Annotated in this window: 12 protein-coding genes; 3 read left to right on the forward strand and 9 right to left on the reverse strand. The window is 60.7% G+C overall.

Translation table 11 applies throughout. From position 1 onward, the window contains the following. Nucleotides 1-46 precede the first annotated feature (46 nt). Nucleotides 47-2158, forward strand: a complete 2112-nt coding sequence (locus tag ACNYC6_RS28960) for an ATP-binding protein (RefSeq protein WP_419710304.1) — start codon at nt 47-49, stop codon at nt 2156-2158. A gap of 48 nt (nt 2159-2206) precedes the next feature. Here ACNYC6_RS28960 and ACNYC6_RS28965 read toward each other — a convergent pair whose 3' ends face one another. Genes ACNYC6_RS28965 through ACNYC6_RS28990 form a run of 6 tightly spaced genes read right to left on the reverse strand, consistent with a single transcriptional unit; the run spans nt 2207 to nt 7628 of the window. Continuing rightward, nucleotides 2207-4150, reverse strand: coding sequence for a response regulator (locus tag ACNYC6_RS28965; RefSeq protein ID WP_419710305.1), 1944 nt, complete (start codon nt 4148-4150; stop codon nt 2207-2209). Further along, on the reverse strand, nt 4140-5015 hold the full coding sequence (locus ACNYC6_RS28970) for a sensor histidine kinase (protein ID WP_419710306.1): 876 nt from the start codon (nt 5013-5015) through the stop codon (nt 4140-4142). The genes ACNYC6_RS28965 and ACNYC6_RS28970 overlap by 11 nt, the downstream gene beginning before the upstream one ends. Further along, nucleotides 5008-6012 (reverse strand): ATP-binding protein, encoded by a 1005-nt coding sequence (locus ACNYC6_RS28975; RefSeq protein WP_419713033.1) that lies wholly within the window; start codon nt 6010-6012, stop codon nt 5008-5010. The genes ACNYC6_RS28970 and ACNYC6_RS28975 overlap by 8 nt, the downstream gene beginning before the upstream one ends. After that, the gene (locus ACNYC6_RS28980; protein WP_419710307.1) at nt 6009-6413 is read right to left on the reverse strand and encodes an anti-sigma regulatory factor; all 405 of its coding nucleotides are present in this window, start codon (nt 6411-6413) and stop codon (nt 6009-6011) included. Before ACNYC6_RS28980 ends, ACNYC6_RS28975 begins: the two co-directional genes overlap by 4 nt. Further along, the gene (locus ACNYC6_RS28985; RefSeq protein WP_338581101.1) at nt 6410-6772 is read right to left on the reverse strand and encodes an STAS domain-containing protein; all 363 of its coding nucleotides are present in this window, start codon (nt 6770-6772) and stop codon (nt 6410-6412) included. Before ACNYC6_RS28985 ends, ACNYC6_RS28980 begins: the two co-directional genes overlap by 4 nt. A gap of 4 nt (nt 6773-6776) precedes the next feature. Next, complete coding sequence (locus ACNYC6_RS28990) at nt 6777-7628, reverse strand: STAS domain-containing protein (RefSeq protein WP_419710308.1); 852 nt, start codon at nt 7626-7628, stop codon at nt 6777-6779. 260 nt (nt 7629-7888) lie between these two features. Here ACNYC6_RS28990 and ACNYC6_RS28995 point away from each other — a divergent pair, with 260 nt between their 5' ends. Further along, nucleotides 7889-8113, forward strand: coding sequence for a hypothetical protein (locus tag ACNYC6_RS28995; RefSeq protein WP_419710309.1), 225 nt, complete (start codon nt 7889-7891; stop codon nt 8111-8113). Nucleotides 8114-8171: 58 nt separating this feature from the next. Here ACNYC6_RS28995 and ACNYC6_RS29000 read toward each other — a convergent pair whose 3' ends face one another. Then, nucleotides 8172-8696 carry a DUF4142 domain-containing protein gene (locus tag ACNYC6_RS29000; protein ID WP_419713034.1) on the reverse strand — a complete coding sequence of 175 codons (525 nt, stop codon included), beginning with the start codon at nt 8694-8696 and terminating at the stop codon, nt 8172-8174. Between the two features lie 208 nt (nt 8697-8904). On the opposite strand from ACNYC6_RS29000, the gene ACNYC6_RS29005 reads away from it, so the two are divergent. Next, the gene (locus ACNYC6_RS29005; protein WP_150700636.1) at nt 8905-9138 is read left to right on the forward strand and encodes a DUF465 domain-containing protein; all 234 of its coding nucleotides are present in this window, start codon (nt 8905-8907) and stop codon (nt 9136-9138) included. Nucleotides 9139-9301: 163 nt separating this feature from the next. Here ACNYC6_RS29005 and ACNYC6_RS29010 read toward each other — a convergent pair whose 3' ends face one another. Both ACNYC6_RS29010 and ACNYC6_RS29015 read right to left on the reverse strand, forming a co-directional pair. Next, complete coding sequence (locus ACNYC6_RS29010; protein WP_419710310.1) at nt 9302-11257, reverse strand: acetoacetate--CoA ligase; 1956 nt, start codon at nt 11255-11257, stop codon at nt 9302-9304. Nucleotides 11258-11394: 137 nt separating this feature from the next. Beyond that, nucleotides 11395-12168 carry a 3-hydroxybutyrate dehydrogenase gene (locus tag ACNYC6_RS29015; RefSeq protein ID WP_419710311.1) on the reverse strand — a complete coding sequence of 258 codons (774 nt, stop codon included), beginning with the start codon at nt 12166-12168 and terminating at the stop codon, nt 11395-11397. Nucleotides 12169-12171 lie beyond the last annotated feature (3 nt).

Raw genomic sequence — 12171 nt, forward strand, 5'->3', positions numbered from 1 at the left:
CGTGCTCGAAACAAACGGGTGCGGATGACCGGGATAGAGACAAGCGATGCAGTTTCTAGACGATAGCCACGGGTGTTCCGGCTGGAGCGGCGAAATGGCCGGGCGCATTCGTGCGTTCGACTGGAGCCGGACCGAGTTGGGGGCACTCGATGCCTGGACCCGGAGCCTGAGCAGCGCGGTGCAACTGATGCTCGCGTCGCCCCTGCCGATGGTGATGCTCTGGGGCCAGCCCGGCTACATGATCTATAACGACGCCTATTCGACATTTGCCGGCGGGCGCCATCCTTATTTGCTGGGTTCTCCAGTAGAACTGGGCTGGCCGGAAGTTGCCGAGTTCAACCGGCATGTGGTCGATACATGCCTGGCCGGGGGAACGCTGTCCTATCGCAACAAAGAGCTGGTGCTGCTGCGCGACGGGGTTCCCGAACAGCTCTGGTTGGACCTCTATTACAGCCCGGTTGCCGATGATGACGGACGTCCGGCCGGGGTCATGGCGATGGTGGTCGAAACCACTGAACGGGTGAATTCCGAGCAACGCCGCCAAACTGCCGAAGATGCCTATCGCGCCGACAACGAACGGGTGCGCCTCGCGCTCAATGCCGGGGCCTTGCTCGGTTCCTTCGTCTGGGACATCAAGGCCAACGTGCTGTCCGGCGATGAGCGTTTTGTTCGAACCTTTTCCTTCCCGCCGGGGCAAGACCTGAGCAACCTGTCACAGGCATTCGCCGAAACGCGGATCCATCCGGATGACCGCAGTTGGGTGCAAGAGCGGGTCAAGCTGTCGGTTGAAACCGGTGAGACCTATAACGTCGAGTACCGCATTCTGCGCCCCGACGGCGGTTACCTGTGGGTCCTGGCCAGCGGTTGTTGCGAGTTCAACGAGCAGGGCGAGCCGTTTCGGTTCCCCGGTGTATTGATCGATATCCATGAACGCAAGATCGCCGCAGAGTCGCTGCTCAGGTTCACCCGCAACCTGGAGCAACGGGTGGCCGACGAAGTCGAAGCGCGGTTGGCGGCCGAAGAGCAATTGCGCCAGTCACAAAAGCTCGAGGCCATCGGTGGCCTCACCGGTGGCGTGGCCCACGACTTCAATAACCTGCTGCAAGTGATCGCTGGCAACCTGCACTTGTTGGCGCGGCATGAAGCGGGCAACGCCAACGTGCAGCGTCGGGTCAGCGCTTCCATTGCCGCCGTCGAGCGCGGTGCTGAGTTGTCCTCACAGTTGCTGGCTTTCGCGCGCCGCCAGCCGCTGTCCCCGGCGATTTGCACGCCACAGCAGATTTTCGACGGCCTCGGTGAACTGTTGCAGCGAGCGCTGGGGGAAACAATCCAGGTGAACATGGCCGGCCCCGAAGATTGCTGGCCGGTGTTCGTCGACCGCAATCAACTGGAAAACGCCATCCTCAACCTGGCGATCAACGCCCGCGATGCGATGAAGGGCGAAGGTACCATCGAACTCAGCGCCGACAACCTCAGCCTCGATCGCGGGTTTTGCGCAGGCAAAGGCATTGTGGCCGGGGACTATGTGCGGGTCTGCGTGGCTGACACGGGTGTCGGCATGCCCGCGCAAGTACTCGCGCAGGCCTTCGAGCCGTTTTTCACCACCAAACCCGACGGTCAGGGCACGGGGCTGGGTTTGAGCATGGTGTTCGGTTTCGTCAAGCAGAGTGGCGGCCATATCGAGATGTCCAGCGTCGTCGGCGAAGGCACGCGGGTGCAACTGTATTTCCCCCGCAGCTTGCGTGCGATGGACAGTGAAACAACCATGCCGGACGCGCCTCAGCGGGGCGGACACGAGCGGGTGCTGGTGGTGGAGGACAACGAAGCGGTGCGCGCTTCGTCGGTGGAGTTGCTGTGTGAAGAAGGCTATCAGGTGCTGACGGCTGCCAACGCCGACATCGCCATGCAAATGCTGCTGGAGGGCGCGCAGGTGGACTTGATCTTCACCGATGTGGTCATGCCCGGCCTGATCAAGAGTTCCGATCTGGCCGCATGGGCCAAGGTGCAAAATCCTCCGGTGGCAGTACTGTTCACCTCGGGGCATACCCGTGACATTATCTCGCGCAATCACCAGCTCAGCCCGGATACCCATTTGTTGAGCAAACCCTATGGCCCGCAATCGCTGGCTCGAATGATTCGCACCGTGCTTAACGGCTGAACAAAAAACGGAAGGTGCGAGCCTGCTCGCGATGGCGGCTGTCAGCTTTCATGCGCCGTCGATGGTACGCCGAACCTTGTCCAGCAGTTCATTGATCTGGAACGGCTTGATCAGCATTTCCATGCCTTCCCCCAGAAACACCTGACGGTTGATCGCGGTTTCGGCGTAGCCGGTCATGAACAGGATCGGCAATTCATTGCGCCAGCCTCGGGCGACATCGGCCAGTTCGCGGCCGCTCATGCGCGGCAGGCCGACGTCGGTCAGCAGCAGATCGATGGTTTGGTCATTCTGCAGTCGCTCCAGAGCCCCCTCGATGTCACCCACTTGCGTGCAGCGGTAACCGGCGTCCACCAACACTTCAGCCACGAACATACGCACGGACGGCGTGTCCTCGACGATCAAAATATGCTCGCCGGCCCCTTGCGGATCGACAGCGGTGGGCAACACTTCGCTGGCCGTCGGATCGGAGCTGGCCGGCAGCATGATGGTCACTTCGGTGCCACGCCGCGCCACGCTGCGGATGTGTGCATCGCCACCGGACTGACGGGCGAAACCATAGATGGTCGACAGCCCGAGCCCGGTGCCCTGGCCCAGCGGCTTGGTGGTGAAGAACGGATCGAACACCTTGTCGATCACGCTGTGCTCGATACCGGTACCGTCGTCGCGCACCGACAACGCGACATACGCGCCATCGGCCAGGTTGGGATCACCATGGGAGTACGCCGCATAGGTGTTGACCCAGATATTGCCGCCAAGGGGCAGGGCGTCGCGGGCGTTGATCACCAGATTGAGTACGGCGCTTTCCAGCTGGATCGGGTCGACCAGGGCAATCGCGGCTTTGCTCGTCAGTTCAAGTTTCAGGGCAATGCGTTCGCCGATGGTCCGCACCAGCAGTTCTTCAAGGGAGCGGATGTGCTCGTTGATGTCCACGGGGCGGGTGTCGAGCGGCTGTTGCCGGGCGAACGCCAGCAGGCGATGGGTCAGGGAGGCTGCACTCATCGCCGAACTCAACGCGGCCTCGGCGTAGAACTGAACCTTGTCGATACGCGCATCGGCGACTCGCTTCTGGATCAACTCCAGGCTGGTGATGATGCCGGTGAGCAAGTTGTTGAAATCGTGGGCAATGCCTCCGGTGAGCTTGCCCAGTGCATCCATTTTCTGCACCTGCAACAACTGGGCTTCGGTGCGCACGCGTTCGGCGACCTCCTTGGCCAGTTGAGTGGTGGCGTCGTCCAGGCGAGCCAGGTGCGAGCGCTCGCGGTGGCGATGCTCGGTGACGTCCTCGACAAACACCAGGTTGAGTTCCGGTGAACGGTAGGGCGAGATCTGCCACTCGGTTTCGCGGTTTTCGCCCTGGACCCGCATGCTCAAGGTGCCTTTCCAGCGTTCGCCGTAGCTCAGGCGCAGACGCAGCTCGTCGATGATGCCGGATTGATCGTCAGCGAAGCATTCGCGCAGCGTGTCAGGGGTGAGGTTGTCCTGAATCAACCGCGAGAAGGCATGGTTGCATTCATGCACCTTGAGCTGGGCATCCAGCACAGCAATGGGCGCCGACACATTGATGAAAATCTCGCGAAAGCGCGCCTCGCTTTCGCGCAGGGCGTTTTCCGTTTCACGCACCCGCAGCAAGGTGCGCAGGGTCGCCAGCAGTACGTCCGGGTCCACCGGGTGGATCAGGTAGGCATCGGCGCCGGCATCCAGGCCGGTGATGATGTCGCCAGTCTGGATCGATGCGGCCGACACGTGGATCACCGGGAGCAGGGCGGTCGCGGGGTCCGAGCGTAGAATGCGGACGATGTCGAAGCCACTCATGTCGGGCAGGTTGACGTCGAGAATCAGTGCGTCGAGGGTGACACTGTCAATCAGCTCCAGGCCCTCGCTGCCTGTGCCGGCTTCGAGCACTTCATAGCCATGACGCTCCAGGCGTCGGCGCAGGGCATAGCGCGTGGCGACGTTGTCGTCGACGATCAGCAGGCGCAGGTCACGTTTCATCGGCAGGCTCCGTGGCGATGGCCAGCGGGATGATCACGAAAAAGGTCGAGCCAGTGCCCGGTGTACTCTGCACGCCGACTTCGCCACCCAGTAAGCCGGCGAAGCGCTTGCACAGGGAGAGTCCGAGCCCGGTGCCACGCAGACGCTTTTGCAGCGGTGAGTCGACCTGGGAAAAGTCTTCGAACAATGCGCCATGTAGCTCGGCAGCGATACCTATTCCGGTGTCGCTGACCGCAAATCGCACCTTGGAGCTGTTTTCCAGACGCGCCGACACCCGAACTTCTCCGCGGGTGGTGAACTTCAGCGAGTTGGAAATGAAATTGCGCAGGATTTGCGCGAGTTTCTTGTCGTCGGTGTATAGCCGAGGCAGTCCCACCGGTTCTTCGAAAATCAAGTCCACGGCGGTTGCGTCGACAATCGGCCGGAACATGCCGCGCAGCGCCGCGAACAGGTCGAGCATGTCGAACCACGCCGGGGAAATGGTGATGCGCCCGGCTTCAATTTTCGCCAGGTCCAGCAGGTCGTCGACCATATCGCTCAGCTCGCGGGCGGAGCTGCTGACGAACGCTACCTGTTTGTGCTGTTCGGGGCTCAATGGCCCGTCGAGCTCGTCGGTCAACAGGCTGGCGATGCTCAGGATCGAGCCCAACGGGGTGCGAAACTCATGGCTCATGTAAGAAAGAAAGCGACTTTTCAGGTCCGAGGCTTGACGCAATTGTTCGGCCTGGGTGTCGAGTTCCGCGTACAGCGCCAGTACGCCCTGATTGGTTTCATCCAGTTCCGAGCGCAGGGCCTCGGCTTCGTTTTGCAGCCGGGTGATCAGCGCCGCTTGTTCGTCAGTCTGACTCATCGGTGCTTCAGGCATGGGCGGCCTCCAGAGCAATGACCAACACCGTGACATCGTCCCGTCCACGACAGAAATCACGGTGCAGAATGGCGGCGATCACGGCGGGGTGGCGGTGCACCAGACCGGGGTAATCCTGCAGGTTCCAACGCGACTGCAGACCGTCGCTGTACATGATCAACAGCTGTCCACTCACCTGAGCATAGTCAAAGGCTTGCGCCTTTCGATACTGGCCGCCGACGATACCGGGATGGGAGGCCAGCCCGCGGGACTTGTCCGCCGCCATCAGGCAAGCACCGATATTGCCGATGCCGAGGAACTCCAGTGCGTCGCCGTCAAATTGCGCGATGGCCACTGCACCGCCACGGGTGCCGATCATGGCGTGATGCATCTCCTCCAGTACCAGCACCGGTGACGCGAAAGGCGACAGTGCGAAGGCCTCCTCGCCGGCGCGAGCGGCCCGTTCGGCTTCTTCGCCGTGGCCCAGACCGTCGATCACCAAGGCGCAGATACGTGCCCCGTCGAACGCCAGGTGCCAGGCGTCGCCGCAGGCCGGGTCGTTGTGCAACGAATGCTGGCTGATGCCGACGCGTCGATCCGGGGCCTTGTCCTGGCGTGGATACAACCGGGTCAGCAGCACGGCACCCCGTGAATCGGCGTAGACGTCGAACACTTCGGTCTGACGCGACACGGCGCCCAGCCCGATGCCCTGGGTCCCGCCAGTGGAGAAACCATCGGTCAGGCATGCGTGCAAATCAAAGCCTTGGGCGCGGTCGACGGCAAGCATTTCGATGCCGGCGCCAGCCGCCCGGGGCAGCACCCTCAAGTGCAGCTCGCCGTGGGTCGCATGCTTGAGAATGTTGCTGGCAAGCTCGGTCGCCACCAGCGCCACGCGCCCGGCATCGGTGCTGTCGAAGCCGTTTTTTTCCGCTAGTTTTTGCGCAGTACGCCGTGCGTGGCCGATCTGACTGCTGTCTTCGATCACCAGCACCTGCGTCAGCGAACTGCCAATGTTCATGTCCATCGCGTGATCGTCACGCGAGTGCCCTGGCCCGGCGCGGTGTCGAGTTCGAACTCGTCCACCAGACGCTTGGCGCCGGTCAGGCCCAGGCCGAGGCCATTGCCGGACGTCCAGCCGTCGGTCATCGCCAACTTGATGTCGGGGATGCCGGGGCCTTCGTCGCGAAACACCAGGCGCAGACCGCAGCGAGCTTGGTCGTCGAGGATCTGCCAGTCCATGTTGCCACCACCGCCATACACCATGGTGTTGCGCGCCAGTTCGCTGACGGCGGTCACCAGTTTGGTCAGGTCGATCAGGCGCATGCCGCATTCTTGCGCGAGCTTGCGCGCCAGTTGCCGGGCCAGGACCACATCCTGTTCGATATGAATCGGATGAGTGCCACTGCTGCGTACGTTCATTGGTCACGTACTCGATCCTGAAGCAGTTTCATCCCGCGTTCGACATTCAGCGCGGTGCTGACCCCCGGCAGTGTCAGGCCAAGCTCCACCAGGGTAATGGCCACCGCCGGTTGCATGCCGACCAGCACGGTCTGGGCATCCATGATTTTCGACAGCCCGGAAATCGTCCCGATCATCCGGCCGATGAACGAGTCCACCATGTCCAGCGCTGAGATATCGATCAACACGCCACGGGCGGAGGTCCGGCTGATGCGTTCGGACAGGTCGTCCTGCAGGGTCAGGGCCAACTGGTCATGCATGTCGACCTGGATGGTCACCAGCAGGAAGTCGCCCATCTGCAAAATCGGAATGCGCTCCATGGGCTCATACCGCCTTGCTGATGGTCATTCCCAACCGGGTCAGGGCCAGTTTCAGGGCGTCGGCCAGATTGGCCTTGGTGACGACGCCTTGCAGGTCGAGGCCTAAATGCACGATGGTCTGGGCAATCTGCGGGCGCACACCACTGATGATGCAATCGGCACCCATCAGGCGAATGGCGGTGACGGTCTTGAGCAGGTGTTGCGCCACCAGGGTATCGACGGTCGGCACACCGGTGATGTCGATAATGGCGATTTCCGATCCGGTGTCGACGATTCGCTGCAACAGCGATTCCATCACCACTTGGGTGCGTTGCGAGTCCAGCGTGCCGATCATTGGCAGCGCCAGTACGCCATCCCAGAGCTTGACCACCGGGGTCGACAATTCCAGCAGCTCTTCCTGTTGACGCTTGATCACCGCTTCGCGGGATTTCTGGAAGGTGCGGATGGTGTGCATGCCCAGGGCGTCGAGCAATTCGGAGATTTCCCACAGTTGTTCGGCCAACATCGCCGGACTGTCCTGATAGTGATTTTGCAGCAGCGCAAACAATGGGCCTTTCAGGGCGAAAATGAAACTGGCGGTCTGCTGCGAGTCCTGGCCGAGCAGGGCACGGCTATGGGAGAGCTTTTCCAGAAACAGGCGAATTTCGTCCCAGCCGGAGGCCGCGATGTTTTGGCCGTTGCCGCCCTGCAGGCCCGAGACGATCAGTTGCAGGAATTGCGACGTCTGCTGTTGCAAGTCCTGGTCTTTGAGATTGCGCGTGGCGCCACTGGCTTCGAGGCCGGCTGTCCATTCGGTAAGCAGTTGCGCCTGATTCTTTTGCATCGCATCGAGAGTGCTGGATTGCAGTGCCGCCATGAGACTTGACTCCTTGTAGTGTAAGCGCCGACTCCCCAAAAAATGACCGGCGCAAATCAGTGACATTTGCCGGATGAAATAGTTGTTTGCTTTCGAGAGCATTTTTCATCCGCTGCACATGGACTGTAGTCGGCGCCGGTTCTTACGGCAGTTTTTCATGGCAAATCAGCGGCCCGAGGGAACCCTGCCGGCCAGGCGACTTCGAACCTTCAAGGCTCGACTATTCCGGCCGCGCACATGCAGTGACGAGCGAGGTAGTGATGAAAGACCCAACGATGACACCGCAAAGGGATCGAGCGCAGAGCGAAAACCTTGGCGAACCCCTGGAAAGCACCCCGGAGCCGCAAAGCGGTGATGAGGCCGTTGATCAAAAAAACCGCCATACCGACAACGACAATGAATTCAGCCCCGGCTTCAAGCCCAATCCGGATCGACCCAAGCCCAGTGATGACACCGATGCCGATATCGATACTGATGGCGGTTAGGTGATCCTTCAAACATAAAAGCCGCATCCTGGATGCGGCTTTTGCAAGTGCAGCGTGATTATTTGCTCGGATGCGCAGCCTGGAGTTTTTTCGCCATATCCAAGTGCTTTTCCAGACCCGGCAGCATTTTCTGCGCGAATCCTTTGAGTTCAACCGCGCCATTGGTTTTGTCGTCCGTCACGGTGTTGGCTTCTTTTTTGAACAGCTCAATAGCTTCTTCATGAGCCTTGACCTGATTGTTGGCATACGCCGCATCGAAGGATTCGTCACGCATGTCGAGGATCTTTTCCTTGGCCTGCTTCACCAGCGTCGTGCTGTCCGGCACTTCGATATCGTTCTTCTTCGCGATGGTCGCCAGTTCGTCATTGGCGTTGCCATGATCAGTGATCATCATGTTGGCGAATTCTTTGATGTCCGCCGATTGGCTTTTTTCAAGCGCCAGCCGACTGGCCTCGATTTCGGCGATGCCACCGGCAGCGGCCTTGTCGACAAAATCATTGGAAGTTGCGGCAAATGCCGCGCCCATCATGCCGGTGCTCAACGCAACGGCCATAGCGAGGTGGCGCAGGTTAAATCCGTCCATTGGTGTTTCTCCACGCAGATGATCAGGGTGATCGTTAACCAGTGGAGGCCGGCGCTTGGGCAAAGGTTTTATCCCATTTGCCGGAGGACGACGAATGGACACCGCTGGTCTGACAGACGGTCGACAGAACCGGCTAACCGAGGCCATTCTGATAGTTGGCGAGCGCAATCAGTCGCGTTTGCTACCGATCAACAAACGGAGGTGTTCCATGCCGGTGTCCCATGACCTTTATCAGGACCTGAGTTGCACAAAGGAAGAAATCCAGCAGAAACGCACCAAGGATCCGTTATTGGATTCGCTGATCAACAAGTATTCCCTGGCAGATGCCGAGGTGGTGAAGGCGGAGCAGGCCAAATCCAGCGATGACGCGGTGACAAAGCTCAAAGCGAAGCGCCTGGAGGTCAAGGACAAAATCGTCAAACAACTGCAGTCGCCGTCCTGACCCATGGTCATGAGTCACCGACGACCGGTGACTGAAACGTCGGAACGGCGATAAACATCGGCACCTCGAATGTTCAGAACCCGACAAGACGGGCGGCAGGCGAGGTGCCTCTTGAAACAGAAGTATCCCGATGAGCCGGCGCGTTCCTACCGGGAAACGAATTTCAATCCTTCAGTTCCGGCCGGTCGCGAAATTGCTCCAGCGCCTCTGGATTGGCCAGCGCATCGGTGTTCTTCACCTTCTGCCCATGCACCACATTGCGCACCGCCAACTCGACGATTTTGCCGCTGATGGTCCGGGGAATATCCGTCACCGCAACAATCTTCGCCGGTACATGGCGCGATGTGGTGTTGGCGCGAATGACCTGGCGAATCTCTTGCTGCAACGCGTCGTCCAATGCCACGCCGTCGGGCAAACGCACGAACAGCACCACCCGCACGTCGTCCTGCCATTGCTGACCGATAGCCACGCTGTCCAGTACCTGCGGGACTTTCTCCACCTGACGGTAAATCTCCGCCGTGCCGATGCGCACGCCGCCGGGGTTGAGCACGGCGTCGGAACGGCCGTGGATCATCATTGCGCCGTCAGGCAATTGCTCGGCGTAATCGCCTTGGGCCCAGACTCCGGGAAACTGGCTGAAATAGGACGCCTTGAGCTTTTCGCCGTCCGGGTCGTGCCACAGGCCGATGGGCATCGCCGGAAAGTGCCGGGTGCAGACCAGCTCGCCTTTTTCACCCACCACCGGTTGGCCGTCGTCGTTCCATACCTCGACGGCCATGCCCAGGCTTTTGCCCTGCATTTCGCCACGGCGCACCGGTTGCAGCGGATTGCCATTGGCAAAACACGAAACGATATCGGTGCCACCGGACATCGAAGCCAGGCACACATCAGCCTTGAGGTCTCGATAAACGTAATCGTAACTCTGTGGCGAAAGCGCAGAACCGGTGCAAAGCAAGGTTTTCAGACTGCCCAGGTCATGGCTGTGCATGGGTCTCACACCGCTGCTTTGCAGCGTGGCAAGGAATTTTGGGCTGGTGCCGAAGACACTGATGCGCTCGTCATCGATCAGATCGATCAAACGCTCGGGATCAGGCTGGAATGGCGAGCCGTCGTACAGCACAACGGCGCTGCCCACCGCGAGGGCCGACACCAGCCAGTTCCACATCATCCAGCCGCACGTGGTGTAGTAGAACAGGCGTTCGCCGGGGCCGAGGTCACAATGCAGGCCGTGTTCCTTGACGTGTTGCAGCAGCACGCCACCGGTGCTGTGGATGATGCATTTCGGTACGCCGGTGGTGCCGCTGGAATAGAGAATATAGAGCGGATGGGCAAAGGGCACCGGGACGAAGACCGGTTCGCCGCCGGGGAAGTAGAAGTCGTCCCACAGCGTGACGTTGGCCACCGTGTGGAAATCCTCGATGCGCGCCTCGTGTCGTGCGTAAGGGACGATGACCAATTGCTGTAACGTCGGCAGGCGTTCAAGGATTTCATTGATCTTGACGGTCTGGTCGATCTCTTTGCCGGCGTAGCGATAGCCGGCGCAGGTGACCAGCACTTTGGGTTCGATCTGGCCGAAGCGGTCGATCACCCCCTGCGTACCGAAGTCCGGCGAAGAGCAGGACCAGATCGCGCCGAGGCTGGTGGTGGCGAGCATGGCCACCAAAGTCTGCCAGGTGTTGGGCATACACGCCGCCACCCGATCACCAAGACCGACGCCGGCGGCGACCAAGCCGCTTTGAAAACCGGCGACATGCTCCGCCAGTTCGGCCCAGGTCAACTGTTCGCGCTGGCCGTTTTCCGCCACAGCCACCACCGCCACGGCGTCGTCGCGACGGCGCAGCAAGTGTTCGGCGAAGTTCAGGGTCGCACCGGGAAACCACTGGGCGCTGGGCATTTGCGCGCCTTCGAGCAATACCGCGTCGGGTTGCTCATGGAAGCGAATATCGAAGACGTCGACGATGGCTTGCCAGAAATCCTGGCGCTGATTGATGGACCAGTGATGCAGGGCAGGGTAGTCGTCGATGTGCAGGTGATGCCGCTGATTGATGAAACGCCGAAAGGCTTCCATGCGCGTCTTGCCGATGCGTTCGGCGCTGGGTTGCCACAGGATCTCGGACATGGTTTGCCTCGCATTGATTGGTTTTTTGTGGCGAGGGAGCTTGCTCCCGTTGGGTGGCGAAGCCGCCCCAAAAAGAGTTGCGACTGCTATGCAGCCGAGCGGGAGCAAGCTCCCTCGCCACAGGGGCCAGCGGTTACTTACTGCGCCAACCACCCACCATCAATATTCCACGCCGCCCCCCGCACCTGAGCCCCGGCTTCGCTGCACAAAAACAGCACCAGTTCGCCCAGTTGCGGTGGGGTCACAAACTCGAGTGACGGCTGTTTCTCAGCCAGCAGGTCATGCTGCGCCTGCTGCGGGTCGATCCCGGTCGCGGCACGATCATCGATCTGTTTCTGTACCAGCGGCGTCAGCACCCAACCCGGGCAAATCGCGTTGCAGGTGACGTTGCTGGTCGCGGTTTCCAGGGCGACCACTTTGGTCAGCCCAATCACGCCGTGCTTGGCTGCAACGTAAGCGGCCTTGCCCGTCGAACCGACGAGACCATGCACCGACGCAATGTTGATCACCCGGCCCCAGCCCTTGGCACGCATGCCCGGCAAACTCAGGCGAGTGCTGTGAAACACCGACGACAGGTTGATCGCGATGATCGAGTCCCAGCGCTCCACCGGGAACTCGTCCACCGGCGCCACGTGCTGGATGCCGGCGTTGTTGACCAGAATGTCGACGCCGCCGAACGCACGCTCGGCATAGGCAATCATGTCGGCGATCTGCGCCGGGTCGCTGACGTCGGCCGGGTGATGGCCGACCTTGCCGCCGAATTGCTGTACTTCGGCGATCACTGTGGATGCATCGCCAAAACCGTTGAGGATCAGGTTGGCGCCAGCCTTGGCCAGGCTTAAAGCAATGCCCAGGCCGATGCCGCTGGTGGAGCCGGTGACCAGTGCGGTCTTGCCCGAAAGAGTCGTCATGAA

The sequence above is a fragment of the Pseudomonas sp. NFX224 genome, assembly GCF_048565165.1.
Lineage (GTDB): Bacteria > Pseudomonadota > Gammaproteobacteria > Pseudomonadales > Pseudomonadaceae > Aquipseudomonas.